The sequence below is a fragment of the Corynebacterium sp. EPI-003-04-2554_SCH2473622 genome (assembly GCF_001665955.1).
GTDB classification, from domain to species: domain Bacteria; phylum Actinomycetota; class Actinomycetes; order Mycobacteriales; family Mycobacteriaceae; genus Corynebacterium; species Corynebacterium pseudodiphtheriticum.
The window spans coordinates 1-20,527 of record NZ_LZMN01000045.1 but is presented as its reverse complement, the minus strand read 5'-3'; the positions used below and the strand labels follow the sequence as shown (position 1 = coordinate 20,527).

Here is a 20,527-nt window from a genome sequence, read left to right as displayed (position 1 = left end):
GCATGTCTACCCGTAGCGAAAACACAGTGACCATCAATCACTCCGCCGAAAAAGTCCACCAGGCGTTGACCAACGAGAAGTACTGGGCTTATATCGCCGAAAACCTTTCGCCAGAACCAGGCGAGCTCAACGAGTTCTCCAACAACGAAGCCACCCTGTTCGAGCTGCTTCCCGTCACCATCCTGCCAGAGGCCGTGCGCGCAATGGTCTCGCAGTCACTGAAGGTTAAGCGCACCGTCAAAGTTGGCGCGCTTGCCGACGACAAAGCGGAGCTTTCCTACAACGCCGATGTCAAGGGCACCCCGGTTGATTTCAAAGGCACCGTTCAGCTGACAGGCCAAGGTGAAACCACCACCCTGAGCTACACCAACGACGTTTCCGTCAACATCCCAATGATGGGTGCCGCTATCGAGCCAAAGGTTGGCGAAGCACTAGAAGAGCTCTTCGACAACGAAGGCCAGCTGACCGAAAAGTGGATTAACGAAAACCTCTAATCCTGGCCATCTCACGCTAGACTGTGCCTATGCCTTCTAGCTCTCAAGCCCCAGTCAGCTCTAAAGCACAATCATCCGCCGCAACTGCCTGGAAAATCATCGTCGCCGTCTTGGTGGCGGTACTGATCCTGGTGTTGTTGGCGGAATTTGGCGCGCGTTATTTCATTGGTCAACAACTGCGCGCGAGCTTCCGTGAAGACATTGAGGCCCAAGGCATTGAGATGACCGAAGACCCAGAAGTCTCCTTCGGTTCCAGCCCAGTGTTGTTCGGCCTGGTCGGTGGAAAGCTCAGCGAAGTCAACATCGATACCCCATCCACGCTGCAGCAGGATGCCGAGGGTAACTACAAAGGTATGCCCGCCTCACACGTGCACATGGAATCCATGGCGCTTGAATCTGGGGAAGCAGAATTCCTGCGCACCCGCTCGGAGCTTCCCGACGAGTACCTCACTCACACCATCCAAGAGGGACTGCGGGAACAACTCGGTGGCGCCGCATTTTTGGGTGAGCTCGTGGTCTCAGACATCTCAACGGATCACGAAGCCGGTACCATCACCGTGAAGTTTCTGTCCGGTGCTGCGAATCTGACGCTGCGCCCACTGGTGGGGGATAACGGAAATGTTTCTTTCGATGCCTCTGAAGCAAAAATCCTGGGCTTTTCACTCCCGGAGGGCACCGCTGACGGTATCGCGAATTCCTTGAACCAAAACCTGCGCGAGGCTACCGGTGGGCAGTTGGATATCACTGCAATTGAATTCAATGACCACGGTTTGGTAATCACCTTGGAGGGTCGCAACGTGAATCCTTCGGATATGAGCAAAGAGCTTAACGCAACGCCGGGGGCCAATCCTGGTGGTTCGGGCAAGGACGCTGAACAGGGTGCCGGAGCAAATTCGACGGCACCAGTCCGTAAAAGTTAGGTAGATGCACTGTTAACCTAGCTTTGGCTAGCTAAGAGTTTTTATTTTTACGAGTAGCGCCAACGGGTACAGGAATTACCGCCAAGATTTGCTTGGCGGTTTCTGTTTTTTCCAAGGCCTTTTTGTTGGCTGCAAGGTCCGCGGATTCCGCAACCAGCCACTCCACTAATGAAGAATCAGCAGCCGGGGATTCAGCTAGTTTTGTACCCGCTCCCATGTCCAAAACTATTGGAATGCGATCAGGCAACTGCTGCGCCGTTGCCCACGATGCCGGGTACTTCGTTTGGGAAGTTACTACGAGTTGGTCTACCTTCGCGAAATCACAAGTAGATACCAATTCGCCACGCCGGGTTTCCGGCGTCCACGTTTCCTCCCCTGCCAGCTGCTCTAACAGCTGCCCCGACTGCTGTCCCGCTGCTGATGCAGACTGCTGCTCTGGCGCGGAATAATCCGGCACCACCACGCCGAGTTGTGCCGGGGCGGGTACGGCTTCCCGAAGGCTAATCATGTCGCTGAGAAGGGCATTAGCGTCAGTATTACTCGTGTCTACACAAGCCCAGACACGATGCGCTCCTTGCGAAACCGCCAGCCGCGCCTCAGATGCTTTTACCAAAATATGGTGGCGCCCCGTCGGGAAACCAACTGCCGTGATGATCGTTAACACGGAGGATTCATCCGCATCGTCGTCGTAATGATCTCCACCGTGTTGCCGCACGTATCTGTCCAGCGTTTTTGCTGCTGTCGCTACGTGATTCGGGCTCACAACAACCGCCCCAACCCCTGCAGCAATAGCGGCGGCCACACCATTGCGCACTTCAGCTAAGCCGACGTGCGGGGCGCGAAAATCCCACGCAAGAAACTGATGTAACCAGTTTTCTTCCATCTTTTAGTTCCACATCATCTGCTGCTATAGGGCGAAGCGCACAGGCCTAATCCCAGCGATATTCGCCGTTGATCAAGGCTTTGAGCGAAGGGCGAACGTCAAACCAGTAAATACCGATAACCACCATGCCGACCCACGGCAAAATCGGAATCGGCATCGGCACGATAAATGCGGAGGCAGCCAACATCGCAACCCACACCATCTTTGATTGGCGGGAATCCGCATCAAAGGCGTCGTCACGGGTCATAGCCGCCGAAATAGCGCCAGCCAAACCGGCAATGGCCACCAGAGAATAAAGCCCCTGTTGCAGCCAAAACAAGCCGTACAAGAGATTAGACTGCCAAGGCTCTAACGAAGGCCCACTAGGTGGCAGTTGTGCCAAGTGCTGGGTCTGTTCAGCAGCGAAATTGGCTTGCGATAATACGTCAACAATCATGTGGTGTCGGGGTCCCTCGGAATACGATTAGTCTAACTAGCGAAAATTATCACACGCACGCGCATTCGCGCGAGATACTGGCGGGCGCCATCAGCCGGCGCCGGGGAGCCGGTTTAGTCCGGCTTGTGGCCGTCGATATCAACAACTTCGCCCTCAATAATATGTGGCTGCCTGTTTTTCGCGGCAGCATCAGCATCTTTCCCCCGCCTAGGAAACTTGCGCAGTCTTGCTTTGGCCTCGCTTACTGCTTCACTATCCCGGGTTTTCGCGACGGCATCGCGTAACTCAGAACCGAATTCGCTGCCCAAGTATTTACCACGCTTCCACAGCTTCGAACCGGTTTCTTTCAAATCGTCGAAACTATCAATGCCGCGGAAATCCTGCGCGGTTTGGCGCGCTGCGTTTTTCGCTGTGCCAATGGCATCACGATCGTGATAATTCTGAGCGGCATTTTCCGCAAATTCGCCAGCTACAGAACGCAAAGAGGAACCAGTCTGCTTGAGCAAATCAACAATGTCGTCCGCCGAAAATCGCTTGCGCTTATCAGTCATAGTGATACTCCATCTGTCCTCTGGGGGTCGTGCCTAGCGGGTTGACATGGTGGGGTTGACATGGTGGGCGCTCACCCCGGTTGTGTTTTTTGTTTAAGCGCCAAACAGTAACTGATTGACAGTGTAGATAACCAAGCCAGCCAGCGCACCAACAACGGTGCCGTTAAGCCGAATAAACTGCAGATCTTTACCCACCATAAGCTCAATTTTCTCGCTGGCTTCATCAGCATCCCAGCGCGCGATTGTCTCAGAAATGAGTCCTGTGACTTCCGAAGAATAGTTATTCGCCAAAAATTCCACTGCAGAGTTGATTCTCCGGTCCAACGAACCACGCAGTTCAGCATCGGCACGGATATTTTCTCCCCAGCGCACGCACAGTTCCACGATCTTCTGGCGCAGCGTAGACTCTTGATCTTCGGCAGCGCTCAGCAAACCTGTTGAAGCCTTATCCCACAACATTTCCGGTAACGCCTTCACCGCGCGTGAACCGCGGATCTCTGCCTTCCATTCTTCTACCCGGCTAATCATCGTGGCATCAAACTGTAGATCATACGACAGTTGGCGTAGCCCTTTGCGAATGGATTTCCGTGCAGGATGTTGCGGGTCGGCCTCCACTTCCCTGATAAACGACGCCATCTCGCGGAAAACTTTCTCTCCCACCAATTGCCGAGCAAAACGCGGAGCCCAAGTCGGCATGCGATCGTTGATCAAGGTGACAATCGACTCCTCCGAATCGTCAATCTTGCTCTTCGCCCAGGTCACAACTTCGTCAACAACTGGTTCTAACTTGCCTTCATCGATCAAGGCGTCGAGCGTACGTCCTAGTGGCGGGCCCCATATCGGCTCGGCAGCCTTATCGATCAAGTGCCGCTGGATAAGTTCTTCGGCCTCTTGCGCGTCGATGGCTCGCACAATATTCGTGGTCAGCTTGCCCACTTCCCGGGAGACTTTCTCAGCGTTTTCGCGTTCGCTTAGCCACGCCCCCAACCATTCCGGCAATTTGGCTGCACGCACCTTGGAAGTGATTAATTCAGCATTGAGAAAATTATCGCCAACAAATTGCGACAGCGAATCACCTAACTGGTCCTTCTTTTTGCGAATCAATGCCGTGTGCGGGATCGGTAGGCCCATCGGGTGCCGGAACAAAGCGGTCACTGCAAACCAGTCCGCCAAGCCACCGACCATGCCGGCTTCTGCGGCGGCGCGCACATAACCAACCCACCCTGGGGTATCACCCGGCTGGCTTTGCCACCAGGAACAGCCCAGAAATATCGCAGCAGCCAGCACCAATAGGCTGGTAACGAATATCTTGTGCTTGCGTAGTTCAAGAGCACGTTGCTGGTCTGTGGGTGCAGCATTGTTAGCAGCTGCGTGGTTTACCGAAGAGCTGTTTGCAAAAGCGTTTTTGCCAGCAGTGCTTTCCGCGGCAGTGCTTTTCGCGGCCGTGCGTTTAGCGGCGATGCTGTGTTTCGGGGGATTCATATTCTGCGTGGTCTCCGCTCGGATTCTTGAGGGCGTTGTCTCGAACTACGAAAAGCCCCGCCCTGCCTAGACGCGGTAGGCATCTAGCAGGTGCGGGGCGAGGCTGGCAGGAAAGGCGCGTTAGGAGGTGCGGCCGGTTTCCTTCACATATTGACGGTAATACCGGCGACCAAAGTGGATCGAACCAAAACCACCGACCAAAGTAACAACAACACCAATGGCGCCAATGATGGTCAAAATAGTGGAGTAATTAGCTGCGGTACCGGCATCCCAAATACCCGTGCTGATACCCCAAATCAGGGTGCCAGCGAACGGGAAGAAGCCGAGAAGAAGGCCCATGCCAATCCAAGTCGAATTACGCAACAGCGAAGAGTGCGGCGCGCCCAAGGAAACTGGGTTGTAGCCCTCGATGTAGCTGTGGTGCAGTTCCTGCGAATAGCTTGGGTAGGTCTCCGCAGCGAAGTCCGCTACTTGTTCATTGGTGCTCATGGGGTGCCAAAGCCTTTCTTCTGTATCACTAGTGACAACTCTAGTCTAGATTTGCTGCCAGCAAAAGTGGTGCCGAACCGTGTGTGCACAAGCAAAATAGCTGCGCATAACACGCTGCGTCGGCACTTTTAATTCGTGTTAGTCGTCCTTCGAGCGGAACGCCGCACGGGCACGCTCACGGGTAACTGCGGAAACCGCGGTCAGCGGGATGCCCGCTGGGCAAACATCGGCACATTCGCCGTATAGCGAACAACCACCGAAGTTCCGCTCCAGCTCGTCCACCATGTTACGGGCGCGCTTACCACGTTCCTTAGCTCCGAGTGGCGACATTGACAGGTGCACCAGCTTGGCGCCAGTGAACAAGTGTGCAGCACCATTCGGGCAAGCGGCCACACAAGCACCGCAGCCGATGCAGGCTGCATGATCCAGTGCCAATTCGTTATCCTGGGAGTTTTGCAGCAAGGTATCGGCATCTGGTGCGGTACCGGCATCCATGGAAACGTAGCCACCCTGGTGCATGATGTCGTCCAGAGCGGAACGGTCTACAACCATGTCCTTGATGACGGGGAAGGCTGCGGAGCGAAGCGGCTCCAAGCGCAAGGTGTCGCCGTCATTGAATTGGAACAAACGCTGCTGGCATGCCGGGGTGTTCTGGCCTGGCCCGTGTGGGCGACCGTTGATTAGCAAACCACAGGTTCCACAGATACCTTCACGGCAGTCCGATGCGAACGCAAATGGTTCTTTGTTGTCTTCGATACGTCCGGTGTTGACGTGGTCCAACAGCTCCAGGATGGACATCTGCTCGACGGCGTCGTCAACCTGGACGGTCTCGAAGCTGCCTTCTTGCGTAGGTCCGGCCTGACGCCAGACTTCAAGTGTCAATTTCATTACTTGTAGTTCCTTGTCATCAGCGGGATCGAGTCGAAGTACAGCGGGTCAGCGTGGCGGATGAACTTCTCCGGGCCATTTGGTTGCCATGCGGATACGAAACACCAGTTTTCGTCGTCACGCTCTGCCTCACCGTCTTCGGAAAGGTGGTCGTCGCGGTAGTGAGCTCCAGCGGACTCGTTGCGATCCAGTGCGTCGACACACATCAGCTCACCGAGGTCAAGGTAGTCGGCTACACGCTGCGCGTATTCGAGATCCTGGTTCATATCATGCAACTGGCCGGTTACGCGAACATTCGCCCAGAAATCACGACGGATTTCACGGATCTTTTCGATGGAGGTCTTGAGGTCGTCGACGTTACGCGAAACACCACAACCCCAGTACAGAACCTCGCCGAGCTGGCGGTGATAGTGCTCCGCACCGTGTGGATCTTCGCCTTGAATATTCATCAAGCGGTTTAGGCGATCCTTGACCTCTTCGACGACTTCCTGCGCCTCTGCAGAGTCTTCTGCCAGCTTCTCTTCGCCAAGGTGCTCAGCCAAATAGTTCGGAATCGTGAACGGCAAGGTAAACCAGCCGTCAACCGATGCCGACAACAGCGAGTTCGCTCCCAGACGGTTAGCACCGTGGTAGGTCCACGAAGCCTCACCGGCAGCGAACAACCCGTCGATCGAAGTCATTTCATTGAAGTCGGTCCACAAACCGCCCATGGTGAAGTGGCAAGTCGGTGCAATGCGCATCGGAGTCTCGTATGGGTCCTCACCAATCGACTCTTCGTACATCTGGAAGAGGTTGGAGTAGCGCGAACGCACGGTTTCCTTACCCAGACGCTCAATAGCATCGCGGAAATCCAGGTAGCAGGAGTTCTGCATAGGACCTACGCCTAGGCCGGCGTTGATCTGCTGCGACAGTGCACGGGAAGCCACGTCACGCGGAACCAAGTTGCCGAAGGCTGGGTAACGACGCTCCAAGAAGTAGTCGCGCTCATCCTCTGGAATAGAGTTCGGGTCGCGGTCGTCGCCTTCTTTCTTTGGCGACCAAATACGACCGTCGTTACGCAACGATTCCGACATCAGTGTCGTCTTCGACTGCCAGGTGGAGTTGACCGGCAGGCCAGTTGGGTGGAATTGAATATAAGCAGGTGATGCCAAGTAAGCGCCACGCTCATACGCACGCATCATGGCGCCTGCGTTTGAGTTCTTAGCCAGCGTCGACATGTGGTAGACGTTGCCGTAACCACCGGTTGCGATGACGGTCGCGTGACCGGTAAAGGCCTTAATCTCACCGTCAATCAGGTTGCGGGTGACGATGCCATCGCAGTGTTTCACACCATCAACTTCGCGGACGATGATGTCCTGCATGTCATGGTGTGCAAACATTTCTACGTTGCCCAGGCCGATCTGCCGGTACAGAGCCGAGGTGGTCGACAGCTGCAGCTGCTGACCAGTTTGTCCACGGGTGTAGTAGGTTCGGGAAACCTGCACACCACCGAAGGAACGGGTGGCCAGGGTTCCGCCATATTCACGGGCAAACGGTGCACCGATGGCGTTCATGTGGTCGATAACGCGACCGGACTCCAGCGCCAAGCGCCAACAGTCAGATTCACGGCAACGGTAGTCGCCGCCCTTAACCGTGTCTTTCACGTGCCGGTAAGCGGAGTCATTATCGACCTTCTTACCACGAGCAGAGTTCACACCACCCTGTGCTGCAATGGAGTGCGCACGACGAGGTGAATCGTGGTAAGAGAAAACCTTCACGTCATAGCCCAGCTCACCGAGAGCTGCGGCAGCTGCACCACCGGATAGGCCGGTGCCGACGATGATGACTGTGAATTTGCGGCGGTTCAGTGGAGAAACCAAGTTCATGTGGTCTTTGTGGTAATTCCACATGTCCCGCATGGGAACACCTTTTGGTTCCGCGTTTTCCAGGATGTCGCCCGGAGTGACCCCATCGACAATAGAGTCTGGCTGGCGGAACTCTTTACGAGTCGAAGTATCTGTGTTGCTCATAATCTATCTTTCCGATCTGGCTAGAACTTTAGCGGCGCGTGAACTATGTCAGCGCTTGGTGAGGTTCTAGCTCACCCAACCAAACAGGACGGACAAAGGCATGACGATGTTGCCGATGACAACCACTGCTGGGATGACATAAGCAATCACGACGAAAGTCTGACGCCACTTATGGCCAGTGATGCCCAAGTCCGAGACGGCCAAGCGAATACCGTGAGACATGTGCAGGAACAGCAAGCACATGGCAACCACGTAGAAGATGGTGACTGGCCAACGGCTGAAGGTAGCCACCATGTTGGCGTGAACTTCACCGTGCACGAACTGTTCGGTCGCCGCTGGTGCAACTCCCAAAGTCAGGTCCAGCAAGTGGAAGCAGACGAACAGCAGAAGGAACAGGCCAGTAACCAGCATGGTGCGGGTAGCGAAGGAATCTACGCCGCCCATCAGGTTGGTGCGGTTGAACTTACCGCGGGATTGCTTTGCGCGGCTGATCAGGGCAAACGCACCCCAAACGTGCAGAATCAGCGCAGCCAACAAGACGAGACGGAAGCCCCACAGGAAAGCTTCTTCCGGCAGCAATGGCGAACCAAGGCTACGAAGGAACTCACCGTATTCATCTAGCGCCGGTACACCATCATGTGCTGGAGCGTAGAGCTTCAAGTTTCCAGCCATATGTCCGAGCGTGAACAGCACAAACAACAGGCCAGTGATCGCCATAATCAGCTTGATGGCCCAAGTTGGCACTGCTGGCGATTCACGAATTTTTTCGTTCGAGATTTTTCCGTGAGCGATTGCCTCACGATCAGGATTCTTTATTGTCATGGCACCTCCATTGTCGCTTTAACCATACGGTGATCGGGGGTGTTGACGCGAACCAAAATACCGTGCTGGGTGCGTTTTTAGCCTACTTCGGTCACGTTTTCGGGGGTGCTTTATGTGAGGCTTGGCTTAAACGACAACAACAATATCGCTACTGCCACGACCCTTAGCTGCAAGCCAACCTGAGCCCATCACTCAACCGCAAGATATGTGACTTTACGCACAGCAATTTTTTAGCTAGCCAGCATTCACCCATACTGCGTCAAACTTTCGGACAGTACCCCATAAGAAAACGACCACCCTACCGTCAACAAAAACGGTAGAGCGGCCGTAAAACTTTCTTTAAGCGACAGGCTCTAGAGGTTAATCATGTGGCCATCAGCAACGCCGTGCGCGGTTTCTTTCATACCCTCGGACAACGTTGGGTGCGTGTGCACGTTGCGCGCAATTTCGCCCGCGGTCAGGTCGAAGCGCTGCGCAAGAGTCAATTGCGGCAGTAGCTCGGAAACATTGGAACCAACCAAGTGGGCGCCGAGAAGCTCGCCAAATTCGCCGTCAGCGATGAGCTTAGTGAAACCTGCAGACTCATTTAGACCAAGCGCTTTACCGTTTGCAGAGAACGGGAAGGTGGCAACCTTAATGTCGCGATCCGGCCACTTCTCCTTCGCCGCTTCTTCGGTGTAACCAAAGGAAGCGACCTGTGGGTTACAGAAAGTTGCACGTGGCATCATCTGGTAATCGCCCAATTCCTGGGTTTCCACTCCGCCGATGGTCTCGGCAGCAACTACACCCTGCGCTTCAGCAACGTGAGCCAACTGCAGCTTCGCAGTAACATCGCCAATGGCGTAAATACCGTCCACGTTGGTACGCATACGCTCGTCGATTGCAATAGCGCCTCGCTCGGTCAGTTCCACACCGGTGTTTTCCAGGCCATAGCCCTCCACCCGTGGGGCAAAACCAACCGCAACCAGGCAGCGATCAACGGTCAGCGTGTCTTGCTTCTTGCCATCCTTAGACTCCACCTCAACGGTGACGTTATCGCCGTTGTCTTTCACAGAGGTGGTCTTATAGCTGGTCAGCAGCTTCACGCCAAGCTTCTTGTACTGTTTAGCAATCTCCTTGGATACATCCGCATCTTCGTTTGGAAGTACCCGGTCCATAAATTCAACGACGGTGACGTCCACGCCGTAGTTTGCCAAAACATAAGCAAATTCCATGCCGATGGCACCAGCACCCACAATTACGATGGATTCTGGCGCATTTTCATCCAGGATTTGCTCTTCATAAGAGACAATATTTCCACCCAGCTCAATGCCAGGAAGAGTCTTAACGACGGAACCAGTCGCGATGATGCAGTCGTCGAAGGTCAGGGTTTTACCCTCGTCGTCGCCTTCTTTCACTTCGATGGTCTTGGCATCTTTGAAATGACCCAGGCCATTGATTTCCTGAATCTTGTTTTTCTTCATCAAATAGTGGATGCCACCGACGATCTTTTTCGAGACTTTGCGCGAACGCTTGTGCGCAGTCGGGAAGTCGAAAGAAACGTCACCGGAGATGCCGAAGTCTTTGGCCTCATGGTTGAAAGTGTGGGCAACCTCAGCGTTTTTCAGCAGCGCCTTCGAAGGGATACAACCAACATTGAGGCAGACTCCGCCCCAGTATTGCTTTTCGACGACAGCAACTTTCTTGCCTAGCTGGGCAGCGCGGATGGCGGCAACGTATCCACCTGGTCCGGCGCCGAGTACAACGAGATCATAATGTTCTTTAGTCACGGTCTCCAGCATACGTAATCCCTGCAGACATGTGAAAGCACCCGCGGGAAGAAATTCCGAGAGTCTACCGGAGCTACCGCAGGTGCCTAATTACGTTCGCCGTAAGTCTTCGCCCTCGCTAATAGTGGTCGTTGCTAATCTTGGCGGTTGTTAATCCGCGTCGTTGCTGCAACAACCAGAATCCGCTGACGGCGAGCTGCAAAAACTAGATCAGATGTAGTACTGCACTCAATTTTGCAAAACCAGCAAAGAACTCGTGGATAGCTGGGCCGAAGAAGTTGTTGGACATCACGATCAGGTTATCTAGCTGCATTGTCAATACTCTTTCAGGTCTGGGTCAGGTCTGATTCAGGTCTAAGAATTTTCTGCATCCTGTGCACCATCGGCAACGTCATGCCCGCGTTGGCTACGGAACTAATTTTCTACGGAGCTGCCGGGAAAATACGAAAGTCTGCAGAAGTTCAGAAAACGGCACCCTCTGGGTGAAGCAGAATTTAGCCTATTCCAGGCCCACCCCAACTGCAAGATTTTTGCTCGAAACGTTTTTTGGTCATGCCCTTTTGTCTGACAAAATCTTAACAGCGGAGTAATAAAACAGTGCAGTACCAGAACAGTTCAGTAACAAAACACCGAAGTAACAAAGAGCCCGCTTAGGACGACATATTCAATAGCGCACGCGATTAGCGGAAGACATGTCCCTAATACTCGCCATACGCTAAGCTACTATCCAACTGTTATTGAGTTTTACGTTTCCACGTTTAAGTCTTCACCGTTTAAGTCTTCACACTGTGTAAGGATCACGCATGAAACTTCGCAACGTCGCCGTTGCCGCCGCTGCAATCAGCACATTGGCGCTGACCCCGGTATCTGGCATTGCCCAACCGGCCCCACAAGCTGGCATCGCCCAAGGTGCTGTTCAGCAACCAGCCGCCGAGAACACCATTCCGGCTGGCACTGTCAGCGAGGAAATCCTGCCAGCAGAATTCGACGACGAATCTTGGCGTCAAGTCATTGCGGAGAAGGGCAACCGCGTACAGGAAGTCACGGTCTACTCGCCTTCCATGGACCGGAAGATCCCGGTCGTAACAATCAAGGCTGATGAATCAGCTGGCCCACGCCCAACCCTGTACCTGCTTAATGGTGCCGGTGGTGGCGAGCAGTCCGCCAACTGGATCGCACAAACCGATGTGGTTGATTTCTACCTGGAAAAGAACATCAACGTCGTCATTCCTATGCGCGGTGCGTTTTCTTACTACACAGACTGGAACGAAACCCCTACCGGTAGCAAATACCTGCAAGGCCCACAGAAGTGGGAGACCTTCCTGATCAACGAGCTTCCTGGACCAATCGAGAATTACTTGGGCGCAAACGGTAAGCGTGGCATTGCTGGCATGTCGATGTCTGCCACCAGCTCGCTTTTGCTGGCCGCTCACAACCCAGGCATGTTCGACGCCACCGGCTCGTTCTCGGGTTGTGCTGAAACCAACTCCCCTATTGGACGTGCTTCTGTTGGGCTGACCGTCAACCGCGGCGGCGCACACCCAGATCAGGTCTGGGGCCCAATGGGTTCACAACGCGCACTGGAAAACGACGCCCTGCTACAGGCTGAGTTCCTGCGTGGCACCGCGATCTACGTTTCTAACGCCACCGGTTTGATTGGTGAACGCGAGACTGCAGAAGGTCTGCGCGCACAGGGCATCCCAGAACAAGCTCTGTCGGCCAACCAGGCCAACCTCGCTATCGCCGGCGGCGGTATCGAAGCTGTCACCAACGCCTGCACCCACCGCTTCGTGGCCAAGCTGAACCACTTGGGCATTCCGGTGCATCACCACAAGCCAGCAGTTGGCACCCATACTTGGTCCTACTGGCAGGATGACCTGCGCACCTCCTGGCCAACCTTTGCAAACGCATTCGGCATCGAGCAATAAGCAATAAGACCAGAACCAGCGCTAGGAACAGCATCAAATAGCATCGCTGATTCAGCAGACCACAATCGCCAGGCACCCGGTGATTGTGGTCTTTGTGTATTGCACGGCTAGTGATTTTTTGTCATGCCATGCTCGGCAAGGCCCCGCCATGCCAGGTCCTGCCAGGCCTTGCCGAACTTTCTACTATCCCTTGCCAGCTATCGGACCTGCCTTAAACTAGTGGCATGTCCACCATGCTTGTCACCGGCGGAGCCGGGTTCATCGGCACCAATTTCGTGCGCCTAACCCGCAAACTGTATCCCGAAATCCACGTAATCGTGCTGGATAAACTGACTTATTCCGGCAACCGCGCCAACCTGAATGGAATTGACTGCGAACTTGTAGTTGGCGATATCGCTGATGCGGGGCTCGTCGACAAGCTAGTGCAACGTGCGGACACCGTGGTACATTTTGCCGCCGAATCCCACAATGACAATTCTCTGCGCGACCCATCACCGTTCGTGCAGACCAACATCGTCGGCACGTATTGCCTGCTCGAGGCGGTGCGGAAGTACGATAAGCGTTTTCACCACATCTCTACCGACGAGGTTTTCGGTGATCTCGCACTCGATTCCGGCGAGCAATTCACCGAGTCCACCGCATACCGGCCTTCCAGCCCTTATTCTGCAACCAAAGCCGGTTCCGACCACCTGGTCCGTGCTTGGGTGCGTTCCTTCGGCATCCGCGCAACAATCTCGAACTGCTCCAATAACTATGGCGCTTACCAGCACATAGAGAAATTCATCCCTCGGCAAATTACCAATATTCTGTCTGGCCGCACGCCGAAGCTCTACGGCACGGGTGCACAAGTACGCGACTGGATTCATGTCGACGACCACAATCGGGCGGTGCACGCAATCCTAGAACGTGGCAAGATTGGCGAGACTTACAATATTGGCGCTCACGGCGAAGCCAACAATCTCTCGGTAATCCAGCTCATTTGTGAACTCATGGGCAGCGATGGCGCCACAGGCTTCGAACACGTCGCCGACCGCCCGGGACACGACCAACGCTATGCTATCGACCCCAGAAAAATCACTGAAGAGCTGGGATGGCGGCCACACTACACTGATTTGCGGGAGGGCTTGGAGAGCACGATCGACTGGTACCGCAGTCACCGCACGTGGTGGCAGGACGCGAAAGAAGCAGTGGAAAACAATTACGCAAAGCGAGGGCAATAAGCAGTGACAACGAAAATGACACCAGAGCATCGTGGTGCACAAGTACACACCACAGGCATCGATGGCCTGCTGATTATTAATCTCGAGCTGCATAAAGATGCCCGCGGGTGGTTTAAAGAAAACTGGCAGCGGCAAGCTTTCGTCGCCGCGGGGCTACCTGATTTCGGACCAGTACAAAACAATATTTCGTTTAACGAAAAAGCCGGTGTCACCCGCGGTTTACACGCTGAACCGTGGGATAAGCTCGTTTCTGTAGCCACCGGTGCTGTGTTTGGTGCTTGGTGTGATCTGCGCGCAGACTCACCGACGTACGGCGCAACCGTCACGCAGCGCATCGAACCAGATACTGCGGTCTTTGTTCCCCGGGGTGTCGCGAATGGTTTTCAAGCTCTGCACGACGCCACCAGTTACACTTACCTGGTTAATGACCACTATTCCCCCGAGGCCAGCTACACCAGCGTGAACCTGGATATGATCGATTGGCCGCTGAAGCCGAGCGAAATCTCCGACAAAGATCGCCAGCATCCGCAGCTTGCCGACGCTACCCCGATGCCACCCCGGAAGATTCTGGTGACCGGTGCCGACGGGCAACTAGGAAAGGCGCTGCGCCACGCCCTGCGGAACCATAATCACGTGGAGTTTTGTTCACGCACGGAGTTCGACATCACTGCTCCTCCGGCTCGAGACTGGCGACAGTACCAAGCGATCATTAATACCGCTGCTTATAACGACGTCAACGGCGCCGAAACCGACCGGGCTGGGGCCTGGGCCGTCAACGCTGCCGCCCCGGCCAAACTGGCAACAATCGCTAACGAGCACAACCTGACTTTGGTGCATGTGTCCTCGGATTATATTTTCGACGGCCAGCACGAGATCCACGGAGAAGATGAAATCGCTTCCCCGCTGTCTGCTTATGGTGCTAGCAAAGCCGCCGGAGATACCGCAGCGCAGACAACCCCGCGGCATTACGTGGTGCGTACCTCTTGGGTTTTTGGCGATAGCGGAAATTTCATTGCCACCATGGCTGCTCTCGCCCGTGCCGGAAAGAAGCCCAAGGTGGTTTGTGACCAGCGCGGTCGGCCAACGGACGCCCGGGATCTGGCACGGGGCATCATGCATTTGTTAGATACCGGTGCTCCTTATGGCGTGTACAACTTGAGCTCGGATGGCGACACGGCTTCGCGGGATGAGATCGCCATGGCCGTTTTCATTGGCTGCGGTGGCGACCCTGCTGATGTCACCCCGGTTAGCAGTGCAGAATACGGCCAGGACCAGGCCGCCCGACCGGCAGAATCTACCCTGGACCTAAGCAAAATCAAAGCCACTGGTTTTCAGCCCAGCAATTGGCGCGCCAGCCTCGCGCTGTATCTGGCAACATAGGTGGCTATGAAAGGCATCATCCTGGCAGGCGGCTCCGGCACGCGGCTGTACCCGATTACGCAGGGGATTTCTAAGCAGCTCATGCCGATCTACGACAAGCCGATGGTCTACTACCCGCTGTCCACGCTAATCCAGGCCGGGATTCGGGAAATTCTGATCATCACCACCCCAGAGGATGCGCCTGCTTTTCAGCGTTTGCTTGGCGACGGCTCGCAGTGGGGGCTGCTGTTGGATTATGAGATTCAACCGCGTCCAGAGGGGCTGGCGCAAGCATTTTTGATCGGCGAAGACTTCATTGGCGATGACGACGTTGCTTTGGTGCTGGGGGATAATATTTTTGATGGTCATGGATTTTCTGGGGCGCTACCACAATGCCATGACCCCCAAGGGGGAATTATTTTCGCCTATGAAGTTGCTGACCCGCAGCGTTACGGCGTCGTCGAGTTCTCTCCAGCAGGCCGTGCGCTGTCCATCGAAGAAAAACCGGCCAACCCAACGTCACCCTATGCTGTGGTCGGCTTGTATTTTTACGACAACTCAGTTGTAGAGATCGCCAAATCGATCAAGCCTTCGGCGCGCGGCGAACTTGAGATCACAGCGATCAACGAGGAATACCTCAACCGGGGGCAATTATCTGTCCAACGAATGCAACGCGGAGATGTGTGGTTAGACACAGGAACCGTGGACTCGATGTCCGAAGCTGCAGCGTACGTGGAGGTTTTACAAAAACGCACCGGAGTTATCATCGGATCCCCGGAAGTTTCTGCCTACCGAGAGGGATTTATTAGCGCCCGGGAATTGTTGGACTTAGCGCAACCATTAATCAAGTCCGGCTATGGCTCTTATTTAGAGCGCGCAGCCCGGGAAGATTAATGTGCTCGCAGGCCCAACCCGCCTGTCAGTTCCCGATAGACGAAGGTTGAAATGTCCTCTTCACGTAACGCTTTCCAGCGCAAGCCCGCGCTTCTCTGGACGTTAATCGCCCTGGTAGTGGCGCTGGCCGTGCTCATTGTCGTCGCCGTGGTACGCTCCGGCGGCGATGAATCCACGAGCGCCGGTGGCCAAGATGCGATGCACGGTCCACAGGTTCCAAGCTCCGCACAGTCTGGTAATTCGGATTCGCAGTCGACTCCTATGCCGGGTGGTGAATACTCCCCAGAACAAGCCCGCGAGCTCGCCAAACAGGTAGAACCCGGCACAGATTTCTCACGACCAAATTCCCCGGATCCAACCGTCATCGGCCCTGGTGCCGAGATCACGTCGAATGACGACATTTTGAACGTGCATCGTCGTAATGCCGAAGATCCTTTTGCGATGGGTGCTCTCGATGCACCGGTGGTGCTGTCAGAATTTTCCGATTTTGAGTGCCCTTTCTGCACCCGATTCGCGGTTGAGACCGCTCCGAAGTTGAAAGAAAAATTCGTAGACACTGGTCTACTGCGCATCGAATGGAATGACTTGCCGGTTAATGGCCCACATGCGGAAACTGGCGCACAGGCAGGCCGCGCCGCTGGTAACCAGGGTAAGTTCTATGAATTTCATGATGTGCTCTACAACAACACCTACGACAACCAGACCGGCGGCCACCCTGGCTATGACGTTGCTGACTATGTGCGTTTTGCCAAAGAGGCTGGCATAGAAGATCTGGAGAAATTCCGCACAGAAATCGAAAACGAGGAATACCGCGATGTGGTGCGCCAGGCTCTGCACTACGCATCGTCCATCGGCATGCGCGGTACCCCAGCATTTATTCTTGGTGATCGCTTCATTTCTGGCGCACAGCCCTATGAAGTTTTCGAAGATGAGGTTTACCGCCAGCTAGCCAAGGTTGCCGACGGCACCGTGCCTCACCCTAAATCCAAGTAGAAAGGTTGGGCTGATAGATGATTGAAGTTGGTCTTTTTGGTGCCTTGCTCGCGGGAGTGCTCTCGCTGATCAGCCCGTGCTCAGCATTACTGCTACCAGCATTTTTCGCTTATGCCTTCGATTCACTCCGCCATTTGGTATTCAAGACTTTGATCTTTTTGGCTGGTCTCATCACCGTTCTGGTGCCTATTGGGGCTGGTGTAGGCAGCATCGGCGCATTCATGGTTGATCATCGGTCCACGATCATCCTGATTGGCGGAATCATCATCATTGCGCTCGGCATCTACACTTTCTTTGGTGGAGGCTTCAGCCTGCCCTTTTCTAACCTGTCGTCGAAAGCCAAAGGCTCCGGCCCAGGCGCAGTGTTTTTCTTAGGCGCAGTTTATGGCTTCGCCGGTTTCTGCGCCGGACCTCTGCTGGGCGCTGTGCTGACCACCGCCGCGGTATCCGCCTCAGCCTGGTACGGCGCGGCGATCATGGCAGCGTATGCCGTCGGCATGGCCATCCCACTGTTCGTTCTCGCCTTATTGTGGGAAAAGATGGACTTGGGCACCAAAATGCGCCCAAAGCCAATCAAAATCGGCCCATTCACCACCCACCTGGTTTCCATGATCTCCGGTGCGCTATTTATTGCCATCGGCTTCTTGTTCATCTTCAGCCACGGCACCTCGGCCTGGGGCGGGCCGCTAAGCACCGACGCGCAAGCACGTATTCAGGAATGGGTCATGCAGTTTGCACACTTGTCTGACCTCACATTAGCGATCATCGTGCTCGTAGCGTTGATCATCATTGTGCTGATTATGGGTCTGCGGAAAAAAGACGATAAAGATAAAGACGCCAGCAGCACAAAAACTTCAGCTGCTGACGTCTCACAATAGTCATCGGACTGTGCATCCAATAACCGCAGAACTCTGAGCGCTGAGCGTAGTGCTTCCAGCGCTCAGAGTGCTTAATAGCCGCGCTCGATGTATTCGTCGAGGCGCGAGAATTCTTCACCGACCGTTGTGAAATCACCGTGGCCGGGCAAGACCTTAGTTTCGTCCGGCAGGGTGAATACCTTGGATTTCAGCGACTCAATGATGGTCCCGAAATCCGAGTACTTCTTGTCGGTTGCACCCGGACCACCAGAAAACAGGGTATCGCCGGCAAAGATCTTTGCATCATCTTCGCAGTACAACACACAGGAACCTGGCGAGTGTCCCGGGGTGTGTAGAACCTTCAGCGTGCTGCCTTCTACGTCGAAGGTGTCGCCGTCGGCAAGACGGGCGAATGAACGATCGCCGTTAGCTTCTTCCCACAGCATCTCGTCATCTGGGTGCATATACATTTCCACCCCGAAATGATCCGCGACCTGGGGGGCAATATCGACGTGATCGCTGTGGCCATGCGTCAAAATAATGCCTTTGACGTTACGGTTTTCCACGGCACCGACGATGGTATCGAATTCATGCGAAGGGTCGATGATCCAGCAATCCTGGTCGCCGACGATGAAGACGTTGTTGTCGACGTCCCATTCATTGCCGTCGAGTTTGAACTTTCCAGAAGTCACTAGATGGTCAATACGCATGTGTTACACCTCTACTACGCTACGCAGGACTTTGCCTGCCTTCATGGTTGCGAATGCTTTCTCTACATCATTCAGGGTAATGCGTTCGTCAACGAATTTGTCCAGTGGGAAGCGTCCCTGCTTAGCCAAATCAGCGTACAACGGGAAGTCACGCTCTGGCAGGCAATCGCCGTACCAGGATGGCTTCAACGCGCCGCCGCGAGAGAAGAAGTCAATAGCTGGAACCTCGAATTTCGCATCTGGCCCAGGAACACCCACCATGACCATGCGTCCGGCAAGATCACGGGAGTAGAAAGCTTGTCGGGTAGTAGCTGGAATACCGACACCGTCGATGGTGACATCAGGACCAAAGCCATCGGTGAGCTCACGGACTGCTTCGATAACTTCTTCTTCCGACTTGCCACTGGCATCCACCGTATGGGTCGCACCGAATTCTTCGCGGGCACGCTCGAGCTTCTGCGCATCCAGGTCCACCGCAATGATTTTGCGTGCGCCCACCAAGCTGGCACCGGCAATAGCTGCCATGCCGACGCCACCGACGCCGAACACAGCCACGGATTCACCACGAGTAACTTCACCGGTATTCACAGCCGCTCCGAGGCCGGCCATAACGCCGCAGCCCAGCAAGCCAGAAGCAGCCGCGTCGGCCTCCGAATCAATCACGGTGCACTGCCCTTCGTGTACCAGTGTCTTTTCTGCCAAAGCGCCGATGCCCAACGCTGCGGTGAGCTCGGTGCCGTCGGCAAGCGTCATTGGCTTAGAAGCATTGTGGGTATCGAAGCAGTAACGTGGCTGGCCCTTCTTGCAGGCCCGGCATTCGCCGCACACAGCGCGCCAGTTCAATACGACGGTGTCGCCAACTTTGACGTGGGAAACTTCGCTGCCGACGGATTCGACGACTGCAGTAGCTTCATGGCCCAACAGGAATGGGTAGGCATCTTCAATGTCGCCATCGCGGTAAGCCAAATCGGTATGGCAGATACCACAAGTTTTCACGGCAACAACGACATCATGTGCGCCAGGAGCCGGGATGACAATGTCGACGGTCTCGACTTCCGCACCTTTCGAACGCGCGATGACGCCCTTCACGGTTTGCTGGGATTGACCAGCAGAGGTGTTTTTCTGGTCTTCTATAAGATCATCACTATGTGTCATGCCAACAATCTTACCTGCGTTTGTTGTCCCGTCACTAATCGTGAATGCACCACATCCGCCCGGAGTCGTACCGAATCCCTCTGACCTGAAATCTGTAACGAATTATCGCTAATGTGGCGATAGTTGTAGTGTAATTTTCCAAGCAGAAACTATTATCCTGGCCATTAGTTGGGTCCCCGGTAACCACCTGGTACTCGCAGCGTCTCGGCGTGCGCCATGGATATGTATTAATCCCGACAAGCTGATTATTAAAGGTGTGATTTTGTGTCTTTGCGCGACCGGCTGGAATACCTTGCCACCAACGGCAAAGGGCTAGCAAAGCTCGTTCCCGCTCTGTGGAAGTCCGGCATCATCGCACCACAACAGGGTATATCCGCGCTTGTGCACAGCCCTGGCATTCTCGCCCGCTATTGGCTAACCACCGCCCGTGAGATCGAGCAAGCAGCCCTAGTGTCCCCGGACCGCACCGCTCTTATCGACGACGACGGCGCCCTTAGCTACCGCGACCTGCAAACACAGAGCAAAAATTTCGCTCGGTACCTGCACCAGTTGCCTGTCAAGGAGATCCGCTTGGGCATCATGGCCCGTAATGGTCGCGGTATCGTCACCCCATTGATCTCCAAGGGGTACGCGGGCGCGACGCTATTTTTGCTCAATATCGGTTCCTC

At 54.8% G+C, this 20,527-nt stretch carries 19 protein-coding genes and 1 pseudogene; 9 read left to right on the top strand and 11 right to left on the bottom strand.

What is annotated here, in order from left to right; all coding sequences use genetic code 11:
• The first annotated feature begins 2 nt into the window (after window positions 1-2).
• Window positions 3-494, top strand: coding sequence for a DUF2505 domain-containing protein (locus A5774_RS05400; RefSeq protein WP_024272748.1), 492 nt, complete (start codon window positions 3-5; stop codon window positions 492-494).
• 29 nt (window positions 495-523) lie between these two features.
• Window positions 524-1,414 (top strand): DUF2993 domain-containing protein, encoded by an 891-nt coding sequence (locus tag A5774_RS05395; protein WP_064833722.1) that lies wholly within the window; start codon window positions 524-526, stop codon window positions 1,412-1,414.
• 31 nt (window positions 1,415-1,445) lie between these two features.
• Here A5774_RS05395 and A5774_RS05390 read toward each other — a convergent pair whose 3' ends face one another.
• The 9 genes from A5774_RS05390 to lpdA form a co-directional block, all read right to left on the bottom strand.
• The gene (locus tag A5774_RS05390; protein WP_064833720.1) at window positions 1,446-2,297 is read right to left on the bottom strand and encodes a hypothetical protein; all 852 of its coding nucleotides are present in this window, start codon (window positions 2,295-2,297) and stop codon (window positions 1,446-1,448) included.
• Between the two features lie 46 nt (window positions 2,298-2,343).
• Window positions 2,344-2,733 carry a DUF2516 family protein gene (locus A5774_RS05385; protein WP_023018872.1) on the bottom strand — a complete coding sequence of 130 codons (390 nt, stop codon included), beginning with the start codon at window positions 2,731-2,733 and terminating at the stop codon, window positions 2,344-2,346.
• A gap of 113 nt (window positions 2,734-2,846) precedes the next feature.
• Window positions 2,847-3,284, bottom strand: coding sequence for a hypothetical protein (locus tag A5774_RS05380; protein WP_064833718.1), 438 nt, complete (start codon window positions 3,282-3,284; stop codon window positions 2,847-2,849).
• Window positions 3,285-3,377: 93 nt separating this feature from the next.
• The gene (locus tag A5774_RS05375; RefSeq protein ID WP_231892354.1) at window positions 3,378-4,766 is read right to left on the bottom strand and encodes a DUF445 domain-containing protein; all 1,389 of its coding nucleotides are present in this window, start codon (window positions 4,764-4,766) and stop codon (window positions 3,378-3,380) included.
• Between the two features lie 120 nt (window positions 4,767-4,886).
• Entirely contained in the window at window positions 4,887-5,255 is a 369-nt protein-coding gene (locus tag A5774_RS05370) for a hypothetical protein (protein WP_021352825.1), read from the bottom strand.
• A 138-nt stretch (window positions 5,256-5,393) separates the two neighbouring features.
• Window positions 5,394-6,143, bottom strand: a complete 750-nt coding sequence (locus A5774_RS05365) for a succinate dehydrogenase/fumarate reductase iron-sulfur subunit (RefSeq protein ID WP_021352824.1) — start codon at window positions 6,141-6,143, stop codon at window positions 5,394-5,396.
• On the bottom strand, window positions 6,143-8,152 hold the full coding sequence (locus A5774_RS05360) for a fumarate reductase/succinate dehydrogenase flavoprotein subunit (protein ID WP_064833717.1): 2,010 nt from the start codon (window positions 8,150-8,152) through the stop codon (window positions 6,143-6,145). The genes A5774_RS05365 and A5774_RS05360 overlap by 1 nt, the downstream gene beginning before the upstream one ends.
• A gap of 66 nt (window positions 8,153-8,218) precedes the next feature.
• Complete coding sequence (locus A5774_RS05355; RefSeq protein WP_021352822.1) at window positions 8,219-8,974, bottom strand: succinate dehydrogenase cytochrome b subunit; 756 nt, start codon at window positions 8,972-8,974, stop codon at window positions 8,219-8,221.
• A gap of 353 nt (window positions 8,975-9,327) precedes the next feature.
• Entirely contained in the window at window positions 9,328-10,755 is a 1,428-nt protein-coding gene (gene lpdA / locus A5774_RS05350) for a dihydrolipoyl dehydrogenase (RefSeq protein WP_021352821.1), read from the bottom strand.
• Window positions 10,756-11,546: 791 nt separating this feature from the next.
• Between lpdA and A5774_RS05345 the strand changes: the two genes are divergently transcribed.
• The 6 genes from A5774_RS05345 (at window position 11,547) to A5774_RS05320 (ending at window position 18,015) form a co-directional block, all read left to right on the top strand.
• Window positions 11,547-12,671, top strand: a complete 1,125-nt coding sequence (locus A5774_RS05345; RefSeq protein ID WP_021352819.1) for an alpha/beta hydrolase family protein — start codon at window positions 11,547-11,549, stop codon at window positions 12,669-12,671.
• A 233-nt stretch (window positions 12,672-12,904) separates the two neighbouring features.
• Window positions 12,905-13,891, top strand: a complete 987-nt coding sequence (gene rfbB / locus A5774_RS05340) for a dTDP-glucose 4,6-dehydratase (protein WP_023018869.1) — start codon at window positions 12,905-12,907, stop codon at window positions 13,889-13,891.
• Between the two features lie 15 nt (window positions 13,892-13,906).
• Entirely contained in the window at window positions 13,907-15,271 is a 1,365-nt protein-coding gene (gene rfbD, locus A5774_RS05335) for a dTDP-4-dehydrorhamnose reductase (protein ID WP_064833715.1), read from the top strand.
• A 6-nt stretch (window positions 15,272-15,277) separates the two neighbouring features.
• Window positions 15,278-16,144, top strand: coding sequence for a glucose-1-phosphate thymidylyltransferase RfbA (gene rfbA / locus A5774_RS05330; protein ID WP_027017472.1), 867 nt, complete (start codon window positions 15,278-15,280; stop codon window positions 16,142-16,144).
• A gap of 51 nt (window positions 16,145-16,195) precedes the next feature.
• A complete protein-coding gene (locus A5774_RS05325; RefSeq protein ID WP_064833713.1) occupies window positions 16,196-17,137 on the top strand; it encodes a thioredoxin domain-containing protein in 942 nt (313 codons plus the stop codon).
• A gap of 17 nt (window positions 17,138-17,154) precedes the next feature.
• Window positions 17,155-18,015 (top strand): cytochrome c biogenesis CcdA family protein, encoded by an 861-nt coding sequence (locus A5774_RS05320; RefSeq protein ID WP_064833711.1) that lies wholly within the window; start codon window positions 17,155-17,157, stop codon window positions 18,013-18,015.
• A 71-nt stretch (window positions 18,016-18,086) separates the two neighbouring features.
• Here A5774_RS05320 and A5774_RS05315 read toward each other — a convergent pair whose 3' ends face one another.
• Both A5774_RS05315 and A5774_RS05310 read right to left on the bottom strand, forming a co-directional pair.
• Entirely contained in the window at window positions 18,087-18,704 is a 618-nt protein-coding gene (locus A5774_RS05315) for an MBL fold metallo-hydrolase (RefSeq protein ID WP_021352813.1), read from the bottom strand.
• A gap of 3 nt (window positions 18,705-18,707) precedes the next feature.
• Window positions 18,708-19,859 (bottom strand): S-(hydroxymethyl)mycothiol dehydrogenase, encoded by a 1,152-nt coding sequence (locus A5774_RS05310; RefSeq protein ID WP_197490262.1) that lies wholly within the window; start codon window positions 19,857-19,859, stop codon window positions 18,708-18,710.
• A gap of 264 nt (window positions 19,860-20,123) precedes the next feature.
• Between A5774_RS05310 and A5774_RS05305 the strand changes: the two are divergent.
• A pseudogene (locus tag A5774_RS05305) lies at window positions 20,124-20,527 on the top strand (acyl-CoA synthetase); the annotation flags it as partial.